This is a genomic window from Nitrospira sp. Nam74 (assembly GCF_965152615.1).
In genome coordinates this window covers 2,741,121-2,761,350 of sequence record NZ_OZ224220.1, presented here as the reverse complement: position 1 = coordinate 2,761,350, position 20,230 = coordinate 2,741,121, and the positions used below count along the sequence as shown (strand labels likewise).

Genomic DNA, 20,230 nt, shown 5'->3' with positions numbered 1-20,230 from the left:
AGCGTCCTCAACATACCCTAGCGAGTACGCCTGCGGTGCTTTCTTCTCCTGTGGCCTTGCTGGTCGCCATTTTGAACATTCTGCCTGATCTAGGTGAGCCCCATTGAACGCGAAACATAAAACTCAGAAGTCAAAGCTGGCCGGCCACATTCAGCGATTTCCGCAGGCCGGTGTGCTGGTCGTAGGTGATCTCATTCTGGATCACTATATTTGGGGTAAGGTGAGCCGCATTTCTCCGGAGGCGCCTGTTCCCGTGGTCCATGTCGAGTCGGAGTCCCTGAAGCTCGGCGGAGCGGCCAATGTGTACAACAATATTTTGGCGCTTGGCGGCAAGGCGGATTTGTGTGGAATTATCGGCTCAGATGAAGGTGGGCGCCGCCTCTTGCAACAACTCGGGACACGCCGGGGGGGCAGGGGAGGGGTTATCATTGATGCCGATCGTCCCACCACCCGGAAAACCCGCGTCATTGCACATAATCAACAAATGGTCCGATTCGATGTGGAACGCCGGACAGAGATGAAGGTTGGACTGCAGCGACGGATCGTCCGCTATGTTGAATCTCGACTGCGAGAAGTTTCGTGCGTGGTTGTCTCCGATTATGCCAAAGGCGTGGTGACGGCGCCATTGATGACGGAACTCGTTCGGCTGACAACCATCCGACGTATCCCGTTGGTCGTCGATCCTAAAGTTGAACATTTTTCCTATTACAAGGGCGTAACCGTAGTGACGCCGAATCATTTGGAAGCCACGCACGCCGCCGGCGTACATGGCGATGATGACCTATCGATCAGTCAGGCCGGCGAGACGATTCGACAACGATTGGGGTGCCAGTCCGTGCTCGTCACGCGAGGAGAGAAAGGCATGAGCTTGTTTGAGACCGATGGAACGAGCTTTCATGTCCCTACGATGGCGCGACAAGTCTATGATGTTACCGGCGCGGGCGACACTGTCATTGCGACACTGGCCTTGGCTTTAGCGACCGGCGCATCCATGCGAGATGGCGCCGTGCTCGCCAATCACGCCGCCGGCATCGTCGTCGGCATGGTTGGAACGGCTACTGTCAGCGGGACCCAATTGACCGAAGCCATCATGCATGCCTGACCGGACCACTGACATCATTCTGCCGAACCCTGATTCATTTGCTTCCGTGGCCTTGACACGCATGTTCGTGTGGCCATCTGACGCTTTCGTACCATGCGGGAGGCCGGTGTGAGGAGTCCAAACAGTACACATCGGGAGTGCCGATCCGTCACGGTCGTGATCCCTGCTCGCTTCGCCTCATCACGCTTTCCGGGCAAGCCACTGGTCGACTTAGCCGGCAAGCCGCTCATCCAGCACGTCTATGAACGCATAAAAGCAGTCCCGGGAATTGACCATATACTGGTGGCTACGGACGATGCGAGAATTCTCAAGGCGGTAAAACAATTTGGCGGCTCTGCGCTCTTCATAGAAGGGGCCTTTCGAACCGGCACCGATCGGGTGGCAGCGGTCGCTGCGCAGCTCCCCGGCGACATCTTTCTGAACCTTCAAGGGGATGAAATTGTGATGCACCCCGGGCTAATCACCGATCTCGTGAGGCCGTTTCTGGAGAGTGGAGCGGGAATGGGTACGCTCAAAAGACGCCTTACGACTCCGGATGAAGTACGTAACCCCGGGGTAGTGAAGGTCGTGACTGACATAACCGGCAATGCCTTGTATTTTTCTCGTGCACCGATTCCACATATCCGTGATGGATCAGCAGGTGACATTTCTTCCGGTCTGTACTACATTCACCTCGGCATCTACATCTATACTCGCGAGACGTTGATGCGATTCAGCGCACTTCCGACCGGGCAGCTTGAAGAGGCGGAAAAGCTTGAACAATTGCGGGCGCTGGAACACGGAATCTCCATCAAGGTGTGGGAAACGACGCACCCCTCAATACGCATCGATACGCCCGAGGACGTAACTTACGCCGTGGCAACATTACAGGCGGGCACGGACTCTCAACCTCAAGAGAAGGTTGTGTCATGAGCAAATTTATTTTCGTCACCGGCGGCGTGGTGTCCTCACTCGGGAAAGGCCTGGCTTCCGCCTCCATCGGCAATCTTATGGAGAGCCGGGGACTCAGGATTACGTTTCTCAAATTGGATCCGTACATTAATGTCGATCCAGGAACTATGAATCCCTACCAACATGGGGAAGTGTACGTCACCGACGACGGGGCGGAGACGGATCTGGACCTCGGGCACTACGAACGATATACCTCGCTGACCCTCACGAAGGACAATAATCACACCACCGGCAGAATATACAATTCCGTGATTCAGAAGGAGCGCCGTGGCGACTACCTCGGTGGGACGGTGCAAGTGGTGCCGCACATCACGGACGAAATTAAACAATGCATTGTGAATGTCGCCAAAGGCACGGATGTAGCCATCGTGGAAATCGGCGGGACGGTGGGGGACATCGAAAGTTTGCCGTTCCTAGAAGCGATACGTCAGATTCCATACGATGTAGGCCGTGAGAATGTGCTGTATGTACACTTGACGCTGGTTCCGTACATCGGTGCTGCCGGGGAGTTGAAAACCAAGCCGACGCAGCATTCAGTCAATAAGCTGCGGGAGATCGGTATCCAGCCGAATATCCTCTTGTGCCGCACGGATCGCTATCTGCCGCCGGACTTGAAGGAAAAAATTGCCTTGTTTTGCAATGTTGAAAAAGGCGCCGTCATCACGGCGAAGGATGTCGAGACGGTGTATGAAGTGCCGATCGTCTTTCGAAAGGAAGGCCTCGATGAGCTGATCGTCCGTCTCCTACATGTGGATTCGGGACCGCCGAACTTGCGTGAATGGGATGCGATGGTCCAGAAAATTAAGCACCCCAAACATGAAATATCGGTGGCCTTGGTTGGCAAATACATCGGCTTGAAAGAATCCTATAAGAGCCTCGCCGAAGCACTAGTGCATGGCGGTATCGATCATGAAACTCGGGTCAACATTCACTGGCTGGAGTCCGAGGAAATCGAGCGACAGGGCACCGAACGGGTTCTCCGCGAGGCGGACGGCATTCTCATCCCCGGTGGGTTCGGGGTACGTGGAATTGAAGGAAAGATTGAGACGATTCGCTTTGCACGTGAGCACAACATTCCGTTCCTTGGACTGTGTCTGGGCATGCAATGCGCGGTCATTGAATGTGCTCGGAACGTCGCCGGGCTGAAAGAGGCCAATAGTTCGGAGTTCGATCCGAAGACGCCGCATCCCGTGATCGATCTCATGGCGGATCAGCGCGAAGTGAGTGAGAAGGGCGGCACAATGCGGCTTGGTTCCTATACCTGCCGCATAACAGAAGGCAGCCTGGCACATAAGGCGTATGGCGTGGCAGAAGTCAGAGAACGCCATCGCCATCGCTATGAATTTAACAACGCGTACCGGGACGCGTTGACGCGCCAAGGGCTCGTCTTAAGTGGTCTCTCACCGGACGGACGCCTGGTGGAAATTGTCGAACTTCGCGATCACCCTTGGTTCGTCGCGACGCAATTTCATCCTGAATTTACCTCTCGTCCGCATCATCCGCATCCGCTGTTTAGTGGATTTGTGGGGGCGGCGCTGAAACGAAAATGTGGAAGATAGAATATGCTGCTGAAAAAGGCTTCCTCTGGCATCCTCAGCTCGAAAGAATTCTCAACGTACCGAAAGGGTACGCCACCGGCTCTTTCGACGCTTGCGGCCTTGCTGTAAGACATTTTTGAGCAGCATCATCGTACGAGGAGAGGTCCTGCTTGATACACGAAGTTGATTTGGGGACATTCAAAATTGGCGGAATGCATCCGCATATGCTGATTGCCGGTCCATGCGTGATCGAGAGTGAGCAACTTGTCCTTGAAACGGCGCATCAGATTGCTGAGATTGCCCGTGCAGTGGGTATGCCCTATGTCTTTAAGTCGTCCTACGATAAAGCAAACCGGAGCTCGATCCATTCCTTTCGCGGCCCCGGGCTCCGTGAGGGAATGGCAGTTCTCCAGAAGGTTCAAGAGCAGGTCAAGGTGCCGGTTCTCACGGATGTGCATAGCATCGACGAAGCGACTCAGGCTGCTGACGTTGCGGACATTCTGCAAATCCCTGCATTCCTCTGTCGCCAAACCGATCTGCTTGTCGCTGCGGCCAAGACGGGACGGATTGTCAACGTCAAAAAGGGACAATTTCTCTCGCCGTGGGAGATGAGCAATGTAGTGAAAAAATTGGAGGAGTGCGGGACATCGAAAATTCTGCTGACCGAGCGTGGTTCGACTTTTGGCTACAACAATCTCGTCGTCGATATGCGGGCGCTTCCGGTCATGCGCAGTTTCGGCTACCCGGTCATTTTTGATGCGACTCACAGCGTGCAACTTCCCGGTGGGGAAGGAACCCGCTCGTCCGGCCAACGGGAATTTATCACGCCCCTGGCAAGTGCTGCAGCGGCAGCTGGGTGTGATGGTTTTTTTATGGAAGTACATCCTAATCCTGATCTCGCATTGTCCGATGGCCCCAACATGGTCCCGCTTCATCAGTTGAAGCCATTGTTGGAACGCCTGATTCAGATCTGTCGTGTGGCCGGTAAGGGAGGGGAAACGGTTCGATGAGTTTGGAACACGGCAAACGAGTGCTCGATATTGAAGCGCGCGCGATCGCGAGTTTGGTGGACCGACTGGATGATCGCTTCACCCGGGCAGTGGAACTGTTGTTCGTCTGCAGCGGGAAGGTCGTGGTGTCGGGAATGGGAAAGTCCGGGCTGATTGGTCAGAAGATTGCGGCCACGCTCGCCAGCACCGGCACGCCGGCTTTCTTTCTCCATCCCGCGGAAGGCATCCATGGAGATCTCGGCATGCTAGCCCGCCATGATACGGTCATCGCCTTATCGAACAGCGGGGAGACAGACGAGGTGCTCAAGTTATTGCCGTTCGTCAAGCGCTTGAACATTCCAGTCATCGCCTTAACGGGAAGACCGCTCTCGAGCCTTGCGAAAAATAGCGATGTCGCCCTCGACGTGTCTGTCAGCGAAGAGGCATGCCCCATGGGACTCGCCCCCACCGCCAGCACAACGGCCATGCTGGCAATGGGGGATGCGTTGGCCATTGCCCTGCTGCAGAAGCGCGGCCTGAAAGAAGAAGATTTCGCGCAATTTCACCCCGGTGGTACATTGGGGAGGCGGTTGCTATTGAAAGTAAGCGATCTCATGCATCAAGGTGACGCGGTGCCGCGCATCGAAAGAGGTGCCACCGTTCGTGATGCCCTTCTTGAGATGACGACGAAAAAGCTTGGAATGACGACCGTGCTTGATGAGGCGGGTCAACTATTCGGGGTCATTACCGATGGTGATCTTCGGCGCTGCCTGGAGAAAGGGTTAGACCTCGCTGCGGTTCATGTGCATGACATTGCCAGCCGTTCTCCCAAGACCATTACTCCGGATGCACTTGCCGCCCGCGCCGTCCAGATTATGGAAGAATTTTCAATTACCTCTTTGGTCGTGCTCGACGAGCGTGGTAGTGTAGTGGGAGTTCTCCACCTCCACGATTTGCTCAAAAGCGGGATTGTGTAGTATATGGGGCAGATGGCGCAGATGCCGTACACCGAGGCCAAGCAGACAGACGCTCTCGTGGCGAAACTAGGTGCGCGGGAAGCGAACGTGAACCTTCCGAATCTTCTCACGTTTTCGCGGCTCCTGTTGATTCCTATCTTCATCCTACTGTTCTCCCACCCAACCCCTGAACGGTCTTTGGCGGCGGCCGCTGTGTTTGGCATTGCCGCTATTACCGATCTACTTGATGGATATCTTGCGCGTCGACGGTCTGAAGTAACGAGGTTGGGACGCTTGCTTGATCCCATTGCCGATAAACTGTTGGTGATCTCCGGTCTGATCTTGCTCGTCCAATTTCAACGGGTGGCGGCCGTCGTCGCGATTCTCATTATCGCCCGGGAAGTGGCTGTCACCGGGATTCGTGCAATTTCCGCCGCGGAAGGAATCGTGCTATCTGCGGAAACAACCGGCAAGTACAAGATGACAGCCCAGGTGCTGGCGATTCTGTGTCTCATTGTAGCGGACAGCGTGGACCCTGAATGGAATGTGTACGCGATCGGCAATGTCTTACTCTATGGCGCCTTGATGCTTGGACTGATTTCCGGAGCGAAGTACCTCGCCACATTCTGGCGTCAAATATCGCTCAAAGGTTTGTAGCGTCCTCCACTTGAATATTCCCCCTCCAAGACTGTGACTGACGCGCTGCCACTGGCCATGATCGTCGGCGGTTATCTTCTCGGGTCTATCCCTTTCGGCATCGTCGTCTCCAAGTGTCTCGGCACAGCAGATCCACGCACGTCGGGCAGCCGCAATATCGGGTTTACCAATGTCCTGCGAGTCTCCGGTAAAAAAGCCGGATTCCTGACGTTGGCTGGAGATCTTGGCAAGGGATGGCTGGTTGGCTGGCTGGCAACGCAGTTTGCCGACAATGCATGGTGGCCCTGGCTCATCGCCCTCAGCGCGATCATCGGGCATCTCTATTCGGTTTTCCTTGGTTTTCGAGGCGGAAAAGGGGTGGCGACCGCACTCGGTGTTATGATAGGAGTGTCGCCGATGATCGGCTTTTTCGCCATCCTGGTATGGCTCGTGACGGCCGGCATCTGGCGTTATTCATCGGGGGCTGCGATTGCGGCTTTCATGCTGCTACCGGTTTTAGCGGCCGGTTTCCGGACCGATGAGCGGTTCGTAGCCTTCACAGTAGTGGTCAGCGCTCTTATATTGTGGCGGCATAAAGATAATATGAGTCGATTGTGGAATGGAACAGAACCAAAGATCGGCGGGCGGCGAGAACAGATTGTTTAGGCGGCCCTTCGCTACGGCGATACACAGGTGCCGGCCTCTTGCTCAAAAAATTGGCCAGCAACGGCCAGATAGGTACCTGAGCGATTATTATGGCAGGTGGAGAAGCTGGACCAGAGGCCATACGATGTACGGGTCGTGTGGATTGAGAGATCAGCCAAGAGGCTGTACAGTATCGCCTCGTGTGTGACGGTGATTCTCTGAAGCGCTCCTTCCTTGACTTGCATTAGCCGTTCACTGAGAGTGGCTCCCGGTGCACTGAGTTGACTGGCCAGCGACGCGCCCAGTCGAGGGTATTGTCTCTGGATCGTAAGAATATCCAACCGCCTTCCTTCATAGTTCGCTGCTGAAAAGTAGCTATCGATCGAGGCGGCTTCTCGTTCAACTGCTTTCCGTTCAATTTGCTCCTGATCGTTGACTTCTTCGTAAGCCAGGCTCGTGAGTATGGATTGTCGGTACTGTGTGAGGGTGGGGTTCGACAAGGCCAGTCCCAGGCCGACGACCGCACTCATACAAACCGCCGCGATGACTAGTGCCTTCACGTTCATACCAACATTTTTAAGTATACGGCGACGGAACAGTGAGTCAAGAAATGGTAGGATACGATTAGAGCGGCGGAACTGAACATTTCGCCGCTGAAGCGCTCAATGGTAACTTGACATAATAGATCTTATCCGACATGAATGCCATCACAGCTGATTTCTTGCAACGTCTCAGCAAAGAAGCCAAAGTCACCGTAGCCGGACTGCGTGAATCTGTTCTCGCCATCGCTGAACGCGTGAACAGAAAGACCCAAATGTTACGACTTCACTGGCAGGCGTCAACACTCATACGTCAGACGGAAGATGTCTCTCGTAGCGTCGGTCAAACACTCTGCGACCTCGTGGCGCCATGTCATAGTATCGACACGCTGAAATCCGTGACGCAGGCAACCGCCCACGCCCGCCTCCTCGAAGCCGCAACCACGGCTCGGTTCATCAAGCAAGAACTGATGCACGTCGAAGAATCAATCCGTGAATTAGAAGTTGAAGTATTACATGAAGATCTCATTAAAATCCAACGAGATTTGATGAGTCGATCTGCCGGCCTGTCACGTTTCGTTGTCGCACCGGGTTCCTCGGCGGTTGGACTGTCCCTCGCTCAACTCAATTTACCTGAGACGACTCGAGCGGCGGCGCTCCTCCGAGGGCCGACCATCCTATCTTCCGCGGCTGAAATACCCATTCGAGTCGGTGACATCCTGATCCTGATCGGGCCTCAGGCAGAACTCCCGGGTATTGGGACACGGTTCACAAATCGAAGCGAGAACGAGTCGAACACAAAGTGAGATACCTGAGATACGATAGTCCCGTGAACGATAAGTCGTAACATTTCCTTCGTTATAAAGGACACGCGGCAATGAAACTAGGCGTCTGCGTCCGCACATCATTTTTAATGTTCTGGGCCGTAGTCCTCGTCATTTTTTCCGTCTGTCCCATACAGGTGTCAGAGGCCGCTCAAGAGGCAGCCGGCATGCGAGTCCTCGAGGAGTTACAATCGGTCATCACCGATCTCGCTGAACGCGTAAAGCCCTCCGTCGTGAACGTGTTTCCTGCGTCAACGATTCGAAACGGCAATCCGCGCGAACGACTCCCCAATTCGCCCGGTTCGGGTTCGGGAGTCATCATTGACGACCAGGGTCATATCATCACGAATAATCATGTGGTGGGTGACGCAAATGAAGTCGAAATACGACTGTCAGACAGAACGAAATTCACCGCGCAGGTGATCGGGAAGGATCCGGATACGGATTTGGCATTGCTCAAGATTGGCACGGATCGAACACTTCCCTATGCTCAGCTTGGTGACTCCGGGACTGTGAAAGTTGGACAGTGGGTGCTTGCCGTGGGTAATCCTTTTGGATTGGATCGCACGGTGACGTTAGGCGTCGTGAGCGGTATCGGCCGCGAAAATATGAATCTGTCTAAATACGAAAACTTCATTCAGACCGATGCGTCCATCAACCCGGGGAACTCTGGCGGACCACTGTTCAATATCCGTGGTGAAGTCATTGGGATCAATACCGCGATTATCAATTTTGCACAAGGAATAGGATTTGCGATCCCATCTAATATGGCCAAGCAGGTCATGCAGCAGCTTCTTACACGCGGAAAGGTAGTCCGAGCGTGGTTGGGTGTGGGGATTCAGCCTGTCACGGGAGAACTCGCCGGAAAGTTCGGAGTTAATGAGAACGAAGGTGTGCTGGTCAATGAAGTCTTCGACAACGACCCGGCGTATCGAGCCGGCATTAAACCCGGTGATATCATCACGAAGGTGGATGGCAAAGGTGTCGACACGCCCAACAGTCTTTCACGTTTGATCGCCGCGTTAGATCCGGGTGCTGCCGCCTCAATTGAAGTCGTACGGGATGGGAAACGACAACTCATCTCGGTTCCACTCATCGAGCGCAAGGAGAGCGCCGTCCTCACCTCTATCCCACCCACCCGAGCCGAAGTCAAGCTCGGTCTCGATGTGCAGGACCTGACGCCCGAGCTTGCCGAGAAGTTTAAACTGAAAGATACGAAGGGTGTACTGGTCACCAAAGTCGAGCGGGGTAGCGTCGCGATGGTGGAAGGTTTGCGCGAAGGCGATCTCGTCAAAGAAGTCAACCGGTCTGAGGTGACATCTTCGAGCGAATTTGCATCAGCCGTATCAAAAGCCAAGCGAGGCGAAACGGTGCTGCTTCGCGTGCTTCGTGAGAATCGAGCGTTTTATGTCGTGCTCAAGCCGGCAGACAAGTAGCCTTAGTGCGCCACCGCCTGCTTGATCGATTTCTGCTCTTCGATGACTCGTGCTGCCTGCTCGCGAGGGACTTCTTCATAATGCGAGAACTCCATCGTGTAGGTTCCACGCCCCCCTGTTATGGCATTCAACGATAACGAGTACTTCAGCATTTCTGCGAGCGGCACCTGAGCGGTAATAGTCTCGGAGCTGCCCTTGGCCGTCACGCCTGCAATGCGGCCGCGCCGCGCGTTCATATCGCCGATCACGCCGCCCACCACTTCATCGGGCACACTGACCTCAACCCTCATCATAGGCTCGAGTAGTACCGGGTGTGCGGACTCCAAGGCTTTTTTAAATCCCATGGACGCGGCAATCTTGAAGGACATCTCCGAGGAATCTACGGTGTGGTACGACCCATCGTAGACGGTCACACGGATATCCACGACCGGAAATCCTGCAAGGCTACCTTCGTGCAATGCCTCAACGACGCCTTTTTCCACAGCGGGGATAAAGTTGCGGGGGATCGCGCCACCCACGACATGATTGACGAATTCAAAGCCCTTGCCGCGTGGAAGTGGATCGAGTTGAAGCCAGCAATCCCCAAATTGTCCATGTCCCCCAGTTTGCTTTTTATACTTGCCCTGGGCCTGCGCCATGTTCCGAATAGTTTCTTTATACGGTACTTTCGGAGTATGGACGATGACGTCCGCGCCGTACTTGCGTCGCAGTTTCTCAAACGTCACATCGACATGCAGCTGTCCCATGCCGCTCAGAATCATCTCTTTCGTTTCTTGATTCCGGACAAATTCCAAAGTGGGATCTTCTTCAACCAGTTTATGAAGCCCCAAGCTGACTTTCTCGATATCGGCTTTCGATTTCGGTTCCAATGCGAATGACATCACGGGTCGAGTCAGTTGCAACCCGGCGTACTGGATCGGATGGTGTTCATCACAGATCGAGTCCCCAGTTTGCGTGTCTTTCAATTTTCCGATCGCAACAATCTCACCTGCCGTCGCGCGCCCGACAGGGGAGTACTTCTTGCCAAGAATTGAGAACAGATGTCCGCCTTTTTCCTTGATCTGTCTGGTCGTATTGTAGAAGGCGGCATCGGCTTCCAATGTGCCTGACAGCACTCGCGCGTATGAAAGGCGCCCTACGAAGGGATCAATAATTGTCTTAAAAACAAATCCTGAAAACGGATCGCTCGGATCCGCTTGCCGTGTAACCGGCTCACCTCCAGGACTCGTGCCCTTCAACGGACGTTGGGCCCCATGTTCGCGGGGTGATGGAAGGTACAGAGCCATCGCGTCCAGGAGAACGGATGCACCAACCGTCAGAGTCGCTGACCCGGCTAAGACGGGCATGCATTTGCCTGCCGCGGTTCCGAGCTTCACCCCATCAACAATCTCTTCGGCTGACAGATCCCCGTCAGCTAAATATTTCTCGAGTAATCGATCGTCAATTTCAGCGGCTCCTTCAACGAGCCGCTTTCTGGCATCCGTCATCACCCCTTCGACGTCTGGCGTCACACCCCCCTGGTGCACTTTTGGACTGTCTTTCCCCGAGCGAAGAGCGATTCTCCTGGCGACATCGAGCACTCCATCCAGTTGTCGTTCGGTACCAAGCGGAATCGTGACAGGAAGCAACGTTCGCTTGAAAACCTCTTGGCATTCACTCATTGTTGCAGCCCAATCTGTGCGTTCCTTGTCAAGTTGGTTGATGAACAGAAGAGATGGCAGTCCCAGCTCCTCAAGTACAGCCATAAGCGATCCCATGTCAGATCGCACGCCCGAGGCAGCTCCGATCACCACGACCACTCCGTCCACGGCGCGCAATGCGGCTTTGGCTTCGCCGAGGAAGCTTGCCGCACCGGGCGTATCAACAATGTTGAAAGTAGTATCTTTCGAGGAGAAGTGGCCGACTGTGTTGTTGATCGAGACCTTGCGATGGATCTCTTCCGGTTCAAAATCCGATATCGTATTGCCTCCAATAATCGATCCTAATGAGGGAATCACACCGGCTGTATATAGGAGCGCCTCCAGCAACGCTGTTTTGCCTGCTCCAGTTGAACCGATAAAGGCTACATTGCGGATGGTGTCGACTCGGGGCTCTTTCATAGCATCCCTCCTCGAAAAGTTGCCCTATCGTATGCCTCGGAAAAATGACTGTCAACGGGCCTAGAAAGCGTTTCCGGAGGAAAAAGAACCGGGCATGAATGTCATGGGGAAGGAGTGAATATGGATGCAGGACACATTCCAAAAGGCGTGTTTACTGTTCAGCAGAGCCAGCCTTGATCGGCAAAACTGATATATCGGCCATCACCTATGATGAGATGATCCAGGACTTGGATACCTAGAAGCTCACCGGCTGCAACGAGACGTGTGGTGAGGGTGCGATCTTCATTGCTTGGTTGAGGATCGCCACTTGGATGATTATGCAGAAAAATGACGGCCGCGGCCGCTTCCCGAATTGCTAAGCTAAACACCTCGCGCGGATGGACGATACTGAGGGTCAGTGAGCCTTCCGAGACTGTCGCATCCCGAATGACCGTATGTTTCGCGTCCAAAAGGATTATTTTGAAAACTTCACGCCGCAGGTCACGGAGTAACGGATAGTAATGCCTGAAGAGATCGGCGCTGGAGCCGATCCGAACTCCTGTGGACAGTGGAGCCGATAAGACCCGTTTGCCAAGTTCGATTGCGGCCCTTACTTGAGCCGCTTTCGCCGGTCCCACCCCCGACACCTGGCACAGCTCCTCAATCCCACGATGGGCCAGCCCCTGAAGACCGCCGAGTTGCTGGAGTAACTCCATTGCGACCTGCATGGCAGAGGAATCCCGTCGTCCCACGCGCAAAAGAATCGCCATCAGCTGGGCATCCGATAAGGATTCGGGCCCCTCTTTAAGAAGCCGTTCCCGCGGCCGTTCGCTTTCAGGCCACTGATGGATACCGCCATGAGCAATCGTTGGCTTCACGTACCCCTTTCTGAATGACCGGAGTCGTTCATTGGGCAACTGTCATGATGACTGGAATTGCCACTTGGTGACGTTTTTGGGTATTTCGGGTTGGAACGACACCCCCTATTTTGCCTAGACAATTATATAAACCGTTGAAATTGCGTAGTGGCAATTTTCGGCCTAAGAATTGCTATTTTTGGTTCTCAACGCAGTGATCCTTAACCCGGGAGCTCAATCATGAAATGTTTACGATGCAAAGGGCTGATGACGCTGGAACGCTTTTCAGACTTCTTCCTGGTATTTCATGCATGGAAATGCATTAACTGTGGAGCCATTCTGGATCACACCATCTCAGTCAACCAGCAACGCAGCGCGTTAGCCCCCGAGGTCGAGCCCGTCACCACTCATTGAGCTGCCGACTCCCCTCGCTGTGGCTTCGGGGACACGTTTGCAGCGAGCCGGAGATTGCCTTGTCCGGGTGTCACTCGGATAAGGTAAGATGCGTAGTATAGCGAACTGCTCCTGACCCGTCAAAAGTCCTTCCAGCCTTGACCCTCTAAAAAATCGCGTGCTACAGTCAGCCAACCAATTACAGGTGGGCTGATGCGCATTATTGCGGGGTCACATAAGGGACGGCGTCTGCTATCCCCCACCACAAGTGCTGTCCGCCCCACCTCGGGTCGCGTCAAAGAAGCACTCTTTTCCATTCTGCAAGACCGAATTGGCGGTGCGACAATGCTCGATCTCTTTGCCGGGACCGGAGCGATTGGGATTGAAGCGCTAAGTCGAGGGGCGGCCCGTGTGACCTTTGTTGAATCGCATCCGACGTCGTTGAGGCTTCTCCATGCCAATCTGAATCAGTGTCGGTTTTCGGAGAATATTCACGTCTATCCCGGTGAGACGCTCGCATTTCTCCAGTATGCTGCACCTCACGGTATGGCGTTCGATGTCATTTTCGCTGATCCTCCGTACCGCGATGACAGTACCAACACTCTGTTGCCATTGCTGGGACGGAGTGGTATGATCTTGCCTCACACCGTCGTGATTCTCGAACATCCTACCAAACACCAGATCCCGCCACAGGTTGGTCCATTGAATCGAGTCCGTCAGTATCGATACGGCGATTCCTCTCTCTCTCTTTTTCGACTCGTCGATGAAAAGGCATCCTCCACATGAAAATCGGGATCTATCCCGGCACGTTTGACCCGATCACTAACGGCCATACCGATCTCATCACGCGGAGCTTGCAGGTCTTTGATAAGGTCATTGTGGCCATTGCCCTTAATCCCAGCAAGCATCCCCTTTTCGACTTGGCCGACCGAGTGGAGATGGTGAAATTGGCCACGAAGACCGTGTCCAATGTGGAAGTCGAACCCTTTCACGGCCTCTTGGTCGACTATGTCCGGCAACGGGGTGCTCGAGCGGTCATCCGAGGTCTTCGAGCGATTTCTGATTTCGAGTATGAGTTACAGATGGCACTGATCAATCGGAAACTGGATCAGGGGTTTGAGACGGTATTTTTTATGCCGAGTGAAGAATATTCGTACCTAACGTCGAGCATTATCAAGGAAGTGGCGAGCTTGGGCGGAGCCCTTAATGACTTCGTGCATCCTGAGGTCGCAATACGTCTCCGCGATCGCTTTCGGAGAAACACACCATGAGACTTGCAGCCCGTGCCGGACGCATCGTTCCCTCCCCGACCCTCAGTATCACAGCAACCGCCAAAGCCATGGTCGCTCAAGGCATTGATGTGATCGAGTTCGCTTCGGGAGAGCCTGACTTCGATACACCGGATCTCGTCAAAGACGCCGCATATACCGCCATCAAAAATGGATTCACGAAATATACGCCGGCATCCGGCATCGATGAACTAAAGTTGGCGGTGGTCAAGAAACTTGAGACGGAACAGGGCTTGCGATACGACAAATCCCAGATCCTTATTTCCTGCGGAGCCAAGCATACGCTGTACAACATTGCTGAAGCTTTGTTCGAACAGGGAGATGAAGTCATTATTCCTTCGCCATTCTGGGTCTCCTATCCCGATCAAGTCCTGCTCAACGATGCGACCCCTGTTTTACTGGAAACGAAGGAAGCCGATGCCTATGTCGTGAGGCGCCTGGATCTGGAAGCGAAGATCACGCCAAAAACCAAGGCCATTATCATCAACAGTCCATGCAACCCCACGGGCGCGACTTACAATCGAGAATGCCTTGAGGAGATTGCCGACATCGCAGCTCGTCATGATTTGGTCATTATCTCTGACGAAATCTACGAGAAGATCATTTATGATGGCGTTCCCCACATCAGCATCGCCACATTAGGACCCGAGATTGCCGCTCGCACGGTCATCGTGAATGGCGTCTCGAAAGCCTATGCCATGACGGGATGGCGAATCGGATACGCCGCGGGTCCCAAATCCCTCATCGCCGCGATGGCGAATATACAAAGCCAAAGCACCTCGAATCCGACCTCCATTTCGCAAAAGGCCGCCGCCGCGGCGCTTCGTGATGGCGCGCCTTTCACCCAACAGATGTTGAAGGAATTCGATCGCCGCCGCCGTTTTATGGTTGACCGCCTCAACGCCATGTCTGGCGTCACGTGTTCCATGCCCACCGGAGCGTTCTATGCCTTTCCCAATGTGTCGGGGCTTTTCAATCGGGCACATGCCGGGGGCAAGATTCAGGCAGCGGCGGACTTGGCGACCTATCTCCTTCAAGAAGCGAAAGTGGCGGTTGTCCCGGGAGAGCCGTTTGGAAGTGCCTCACACATTCGACTCTCATATGCGACCAGTATGGATGCCATTACGCGGGGCTTGGATCGAATGGAAAGCGCACTCGCCAAGCTGACCTAAGAATGCTGTTAGCCGGTCGGGCTTGACATCGTGGAAAAGAGCATTACATAGGTAGGACTATTCATGACCTGTTGGATGGTGAGGAGGGGCTAAACGTGCCGATTTATGAATACGTGTGTCAAAGTTGCCAGCATCAGTTTGAAGTGAAACAAAAGTTTTCGGACGACCCGATTTCGAGCTGTGTCCGGTGCGGGCAGGCCGTGACGAAGATCATCTCTGCCCCGGCTATTATGTTCAAGGGCAGCGGTTGGTACGTGACGGATTATTCAGATAAAATGAAGGCTCCCGGTCAATCCAATGCCACGGAACCGGCCAACGGTAAATCGGAACAAAAAACTTCGCCGGCCACGTCAAACAATGAACCTGTTTCTTCTGCTTCCGGCGCCTCGACGCCTCCCGCTGCCAGTAGTGGAGACGCGGGTGTCAAATCCTCTTCTCCTCCGGCGACTCCTGCGACATCAACACCCTCGTCCTAACTGGATTCGCGCCGACAGATATTAGGCTGCCCGCTTTTTCGAGGCGGGCTTTTTCTTTGCCGTCTTTTTTGCTGCCGCTTTGGCAACGGATTTCGCCGGTACGGGCTTCGATGCTGCTTTGGCCAGGCGACTCGTCTTCTCTCGTTCAGCCGTCAACGCTTGCTCTAACCCCGATACCCGGCCGCTGAGTTCACGGTTTGAGCGAGTCAGATCATCCACCCGCGCCTGCAGTTCTTGTTTGGCCGCATTCGACTCGCTCACCTGGGCCACCATCTTGGTGCGCTCGGCGGCGGCGATCTGCGCTTCCTGTTGCAATTGCTCGATTTGCGCCTGAAGCGCGGGGGGCCAGTAATCACAGCCACTGACGGCCATGCTCATCATCATAAGCGCTCCGATTCCGCACAACAGTTTTCCTCTCCGTACCTGCATCACTGTACCTCCTCACATTAACCGTCAGAGTGGCTGGTCAGGCATAAGTATACCTGACTCCTTGAGCGCTGCCTGAATGGCTTCCCGACTTACCGGACCTTCACGCAGCACATGAATAGAGCCCGTGATGTCGACCAGAGTCGATGGTAATCCCCCCGGCGTTTCCCCTCCATCAAGAATCAGATCCACATCCGTTCCCAACTCCTCCGACACCTTGTCAGCCGTTTGTACGGGCGAGTATCCGGAGCGATTGGCACTGGTCCCCGTCAGCGGTCCCACGCGCCGGAGAAGACACAGCACATCCTGACGTGCCGGCTGCCGTACGCCCACGGTTCCGGTGCCTCGTGTCAATTCAGGTGGAAGATGTGGGGCGGCGGGAAAGACCAAGGTCAAGGGTCCAGGCCAGAACTGATCCATGAGTATCTCTGCGGCAGCTGGAACGTCCGTCACCAATTGCGCTAACTGCTGGCGATCGCCGATAAGGACAAGAATGGGTTTATCTTCTCCTCGGTTTTTGATCGCGCAAACGCGGCGGACCGCCTTGCCATCAGACGCGCGAGCTCCCAGGGCATAATAAGTTTCCGTCGGCATGGCAAGCACGCCCCCTGTAGCAAGCAGGCGGTTGGCTGCCTCTAACACATCGGCTGATGGATTAGGGTTAAGCGGAAGCCGCATACTCATGACTTCATTCCAAAGGCGGCAGGCATGGAGGCTGATCGACTCAGATGGGAACCTGCAACGCTCGATGGGCAATATCGGACCTGAAATGGCATCCCTCGAAACGGACCCTTCTCGCCGTGCCATACGCTCGCTCCTTGGCCGCCATCAAAGTCGGTCCGAGCGCCGTTATGCCAAGCACTCGACCGCCGGCGGTCACAATACACCCGTTTCGACGTGCGGTCCCAGCATGAAATACCATCGTCTCTTGAGTCGAGTCGACGAGCCCGTAAATAGGGATGCCCGACTCGTACGGTGCTGGGTAGCCCTTGGATGTCATGACGACACAGACCGCACACTGAGCATGCCACTTGACGGTCAATTGATCGAGCCGGTGTTCGACGACTGCTTCGATTACTTCAACGAGATCTGTCTGTAAAAGAGGCAGCACGACCTGGGTTTCCGGATCGCCAAAGCGCGCATTGAATTCTAGGACGTACGGTTTGCCGCGCACGATCATGAGACCCGCATAAAGGACACCCTGATAAGGGCTCCCCATCCTGGATAAGCCCTCTATGGCGGGATGGAACACATGTTTCAGCACGGTCTGAATGAGTTCCGGTGTCACAATGGGAGCCGGAGCATAGGCGCCCATCCCGCCCGTATTGGCCCCCTGATCGCCATCTCCAACACGTTTGTGATCTTGAGCGGCGACCATCGGCACGATGGTTTTACCGTCGGTAAAAGCCATCACGGTTGCTTCCTCGCCATCGAGGAATTCCTCAATCAGGACTCGACGTCCGGCTTGACCGAAGGCGCCTTGTTCCAACATGGATACGACAGCGTGACGCGCCTCTTCCCGAGTGGTCGCAACCACTACGCCTTTTCCTTGTGCCAACCCATCGGCTTTCACGACAACAGGCAGCGCTTGACCCTCGAGGTAATCCAAGGCCGGCTTCAGGGTGTCGAAGCTTCGGGCTGCCGCCGTAGGAATGTGATGGCGAGTCATCAGTTCCTTTGAAAAGGCTTTGCTCGATTCGACCTGTGCCGCCGCGCGAGTCGGCCCGAAAATCTTTAATTTGGCCTTCCGGAATTCATCGACGATTCCCAAGGACAACGGTCCTTCCGGGCCGACAACGGTAAGATCAATCTTTTCAGTGATGGCAAACTGCTTTAAGCCTGCGACGTCCTCCACGGCAAGCGGCACACATGTTGCCAGGGATTCGATCCCGGCATTGCCGGGGGCGCAAAACAATTGCGTCACGCGTGGGCTCTGCGCAAGCTTCCACACAAGCGCATGCTCGCGTCCCCCGCTTCCGATGACGAGCACTTTCATAATTGGACCACGCTATAAAATAGAAGAGAAAGTTGTGGCACGTGTGCCATCAAGCGAGCGCCGTAATTTTTCGCGGCATGGAGGTTGTCGATGAGGTGAATGGAGACAATATGGTTAGGATGCTCAAAATGGTCCTGTATTACACCCGCCCGCCCCAGACGCGCCAAGACGCGCCCCTTCCCGGGCAAGGTCGGAGGCGAAGGACACACCGGAGGCGTACCCTATGGGGCACGTTGAGGATGTGTGTGAGGCGAGAACGCAGCTGGCGGCCATTTTCACCATCCTGCCTAATGGCGGAAGTGGCGCATGCCCGTGAGAATCATCGCCATCTGATGCTCATCAGCAGCCTTAATGATTTCTTGGTCGCGAATGGAGCCACCCGGCTGAATCACGGCGGTGATCCCGGCTTGCGCAGCCGCGTCGAGACCGTCGCGGAAAGGAAAGAAAGCATCGGAGGCCATCACACAACCCTTCACTGGCAACACGGCCTTCATACCGGCCAATTTCACAGAATCGACCCGGCTCATCTGCCCGGCCCCAATGCCGACCGTCTGGCCCGGACGCGCGTAGATGATGGCGTTGGACTTGACATGCTTGCACACCTTCCACGCGAAGGCACACGCGGCATATTCCTCTGCCGTGGGTTTCCGCGCCGTCGGGACTTGGAGGGCCTTCACATCATTCAACTCGCCGAGATCGCGGTCCTGGACAATGAGGCCACCAACCAATTTCTTCAGATCGACGCCCTCGCGCACGCTTGGATTCAATGAACCTACGTCAAGCAGACGCAGATCCTTCTTTCGCTTGAGTTCAGCAAGCGCATCCGGAGCGTAACCAGGCGCCACGACGACTTCAACGAAGGTCGAAGTGATTTCCTTGGCAGCCGGAAGATCGACTGGCCGGTTAAAAGCAATGACGCCGCCGAACGCGGAGACGGGATCCGTTTCTCGGGCTTTGACGTAAGCTTCGACAGGCGTTATTCCCAGAGCCACTCCGCACGGATTATTGTGCTTGATAATGACGACGGCGGTCTCGGAAAATTCCTTGACCAATTCAAGCGCTGAATTGGCGTCGAGGTAGTTGTTGTACGACATCGCTTTGCCATGCAACGTCGTGGCGCGCGACACCGAGGGTTCCCGTGTATTGAGCTCGCGATAGAACGCACCTTGCTGATGCGGATTCTCTCCGTACCGCAACGTCTCGACTCGTTCAAACTGCAGCGACAGAATAGGCGGAAACTTGGTCTCACCACCGTGCACCTGTTTTTCAAGATAGCCCGCGATAAGGCTGTCATACCGGGCGGTATGTTGGAACACCTTCATGGCCAGTTCCCGACGAAATGAGACCGGTATCTCGCCTCCGGCCTTCAAGGCATCGAGTGCACGGGTATAGTCAGTCGGATCGACGATCACGAGCACGTCGTCATGATTCTTGGCAGCGGACCGCAGCATGGACGGTCCACCGATGTCGATATTCTCAATGGCCTCCTCAAACGGACAGTTCGCCCGTGAGATCGTCGCTTCGAACGGATATAGATTGACGACCACGACATCAATGGGTCCAATACCCTGTTGTTGCATCTCCGCGACGTGCTTCGGCAGGTGGCGGCGACCCAGCAATCCCCCATGAATCTTAGGATGCAACGTCTTGACCCGACCATCCAAAATTTCCGGCGAACCCGTATAGGCCGCGACGTCCGTCACCGCGACGCCCGCGTCCCGCAAAGTCTTTGCGGTCCCGCCCGTCGACAGGATTTCCGCGCCAAGCGCGGCAAGCCCCTTAGCCATCTCCACGATACCGGTTTTATCCGAGACACTAATTAATGCCCGCTTCACGCCCGCCATGTCGGTCCCCCACACGTCACGAAGTTTTCACTATTCGCTGCGCCCGCAGAATATCAGATGCCCCGAATCAGTTCAACAATAAG

Annotated in this window: 21 protein-coding genes; 14 read left to right on the top strand and 7 right to left on the bottom strand. The window is 54.9% G+C overall.

Going from position 1 to position 20,230, the window contains the following annotated elements:
• The first annotated feature begins 103 nt into the window (after positions 1-103).
• The 7 genes from rfaE1 (at position 104) to plsY (ending at position 6,838) form a co-directional block, all read left to right on the top strand.
• Entirely contained in the window at positions 104-1,102 is a 999-nt protein-coding gene (rfaE1, locus tag ACWHYZ_RS12940) for a D-glycero-beta-D-manno-heptose-7-phosphate kinase (RefSeq protein WP_447983107.1), read from the top strand.
• A gap of 108 nt (positions 1,103-1,210) precedes the next feature.
• Entirely contained in the window at positions 1,211-2,014 is an 804-nt protein-coding gene (gene kdsB / locus ACWHYZ_RS12935; protein WP_447983106.1) for a 3-deoxy-manno-octulosonate cytidylyltransferase, read from the top strand.
• Positions 2,011-3,612: a CTP synthase gene (locus tag ACWHYZ_RS12930; protein WP_447983105.1), complete on the top strand. Its 1,602-nt coding sequence runs from the start codon at positions 2,011-2,013 to the stop codon at positions 3,610-3,612. Before kdsB ends, ACWHYZ_RS12930 begins: the two co-directional genes overlap by 4 nt.
• A gap of 149 nt (positions 3,613-3,761) precedes the next feature.
• On the top strand, positions 3,762-4,601 hold the full coding sequence (gene kdsA, locus ACWHYZ_RS12925; RefSeq protein WP_447983104.1) for a 3-deoxy-8-phosphooctulonate synthase: 840 nt from the start codon (positions 3,762-3,764) through the stop codon (positions 4,599-4,601).
• Positions 4,598-5,557, top strand: a complete 960-nt coding sequence (locus ACWHYZ_RS12920; RefSeq protein ID WP_447983103.1) for a KpsF/GutQ family sugar-phosphate isomerase — start codon at positions 4,598-4,600, stop codon at positions 5,555-5,557. The genes kdsA and ACWHYZ_RS12920 overlap by 4 nt, the downstream gene beginning before the upstream one ends.
• Before the next feature lie 21 nt (positions 5,558-5,578).
• Positions 5,579-6,193 carry a CDP-diacylglycerol--glycerol-3-phosphate 3-phosphatidyltransferase gene (gene pgsA / locus ACWHYZ_RS12915; protein WP_447983102.1) on the top strand — a complete coding sequence of 205 codons (615 nt, stop codon included), beginning with the start codon at positions 5,579-5,581 and terminating at the stop codon, positions 6,191-6,193.
• Between the two features lie 33 nt (positions 6,194-6,226).
• Positions 6,227-6,838: a glycerol-3-phosphate 1-O-acyltransferase PlsY gene (gene plsY, locus ACWHYZ_RS12910; RefSeq protein ID WP_447983101.1), complete on the top strand. Its 612-nt coding sequence runs from the start codon at positions 6,227-6,229 to the stop codon at positions 6,836-6,838.
• An 11-nt stretch (positions 6,839-6,849) separates the two neighbouring features.
• On the opposite strand, the gene ACWHYZ_RS12905 is transcribed toward plsY, so the two are convergent.
• Positions 6,850-7,383: a hypothetical protein gene (locus ACWHYZ_RS12905; protein ID WP_447983100.1), complete on the bottom strand. Its 534-nt coding sequence runs from the start codon at positions 7,381-7,383 to the stop codon at positions 6,850-6,852.
• Between the two features lie 131 nt (positions 7,384-7,514).
• On the opposite strand from ACWHYZ_RS12905, the gene ACWHYZ_RS12900 reads away from it, so the two are divergent.
• Positions 7,515-8,162 carry a TrkA C-terminal domain-containing protein gene (locus tag ACWHYZ_RS12900; protein ID WP_447983099.1) on the top strand — a complete coding sequence of 216 codons (648 nt, stop codon included), beginning with the start codon at positions 7,515-7,517 and terminating at the stop codon, positions 8,160-8,162.
• A gap of 71 nt (positions 8,163-8,233) precedes the next feature.
• Positions 8,234-9,616: a Do family serine endopeptidase gene (locus tag ACWHYZ_RS12895; RefSeq protein ID WP_447983098.1), complete on the top strand. Its 1,383-nt coding sequence runs from the start codon at positions 8,234-8,236 to the stop codon at positions 9,614-9,616.
• Positions 9,617-9,618: 2 nt separating this feature from the next.
• On the opposite strand, the gene fusA is transcribed toward ACWHYZ_RS12895, so the two are convergent.
• Positions 9,619-11,715: an elongation factor G gene (fusA, locus tag ACWHYZ_RS12890; protein WP_447983097.1), complete on the bottom strand. Its 2,097-nt coding sequence runs from the start codon at positions 11,713-11,715 to the stop codon at positions 9,619-9,621.
• A gap of 158 nt (positions 11,716-11,873) precedes the next feature.
• Positions 11,874-12,572: a RadC family protein gene (radC, locus tag ACWHYZ_RS12885; protein ID WP_447983096.1), complete on the bottom strand. Its 699-nt coding sequence runs from the start codon at positions 12,570-12,572 to the stop codon at positions 11,874-11,876.
• A gap of 219 nt (positions 12,573-12,791) precedes the next feature.
• Here radC and ACWHYZ_RS12880 point away from each other — a divergent pair, with 219 nt between their 5' ends.
• The 5 genes from ACWHYZ_RS12880 (at position 12,792) to ACWHYZ_RS12860 (ending at position 15,881) form a co-directional block, all read left to right on the top strand.
• Positions 12,792-12,965: a hypothetical protein gene (locus tag ACWHYZ_RS12880; RefSeq protein WP_447983095.1), complete on the top strand. Its 174-nt coding sequence runs from the start codon at positions 12,792-12,794 to the stop codon at positions 12,963-12,965.
• 192 nt (positions 12,966-13,157) lie between these two features.
• The gene (rsmD, locus tag ACWHYZ_RS12875) at positions 13,158-13,730 is read left to right on the top strand and encodes a 16S rRNA (guanine(966)-N(2))-methyltransferase RsmD (protein ID WP_447983094.1); all 573 of its coding nucleotides are present in this window, start codon (positions 13,158-13,160) and stop codon (positions 13,728-13,730) included.
• The gene (gene coaD / locus ACWHYZ_RS12870; RefSeq protein ID WP_447983093.1) at positions 13,727-14,215 is read left to right on the top strand and encodes a pantetheine-phosphate adenylyltransferase; all 489 of its coding nucleotides are present in this window, start codon (positions 13,727-13,729) and stop codon (positions 14,213-14,215) included. Before rsmD ends, coaD begins: the two co-directional genes overlap by 4 nt.
• Positions 14,212-15,405, top strand: coding sequence for a pyridoxal phosphate-dependent aminotransferase (locus ACWHYZ_RS12865; protein WP_447983092.1), 1,194 nt, complete (start codon positions 14,212-14,214; stop codon positions 15,403-15,405). The genes coaD and ACWHYZ_RS12865 overlap by 4 nt, the downstream gene beginning before the upstream one ends.
• A 95-nt stretch (positions 15,406-15,500) precedes the next feature.
• Positions 15,501-15,881 carry an FmdB family zinc ribbon protein gene (locus tag ACWHYZ_RS12860; RefSeq protein ID WP_447983091.1) on the top strand — a complete coding sequence of 127 codons (381 nt, stop codon included), beginning with the start codon at positions 15,501-15,503 and terminating at the stop codon, positions 15,879-15,881.
• Between the two features lie 21 nt (positions 15,882-15,902).
• Here the strand turns inward: ACWHYZ_RS12860 and ACWHYZ_RS12855 are convergent, their stop codons facing one another.
• From ACWHYZ_RS12855 to purH, 4 genes are all read right to left on the bottom strand, one after another.
• A complete protein-coding gene (locus ACWHYZ_RS12855; RefSeq protein ID WP_447983090.1) occupies positions 15,903-16,310 on the bottom strand; it encodes a hypothetical protein in 408 nt (135 codons plus the stop codon).
• Between the two features lie 24 nt (positions 16,311-16,334).
• The gene (locus ACWHYZ_RS12850) at positions 16,335-16,991 is read right to left on the bottom strand and encodes an L-threonylcarbamoyladenylate synthase (RefSeq protein ID WP_447983089.1); all 657 of its coding nucleotides are present in this window, start codon (positions 16,989-16,991) and stop codon (positions 16,335-16,337) included.
• A gap of 40 nt (positions 16,992-17,031) precedes the next feature.
• On the bottom strand, positions 17,032-18,303 hold the full coding sequence (gene purD / locus ACWHYZ_RS12845; RefSeq protein WP_447983088.1) for a phosphoribosylamine--glycine ligase: 1,272 nt from the start codon (positions 18,301-18,303) through the stop codon (positions 17,032-17,034).
• A gap of 287 nt (positions 18,304-18,590) precedes the next feature.
• Complete coding sequence (gene purH / locus ACWHYZ_RS12840) at positions 18,591-20,147, bottom strand: bifunctional phosphoribosylaminoimidazolecarboxamide formyltransferase/IMP cyclohydrolase (protein WP_447983087.1); 1,557 nt, start codon at positions 20,145-20,147, stop codon at positions 18,591-18,593.
• Between the last annotated feature and the right edge of the window lie 83 nt (positions 20,148-20,230).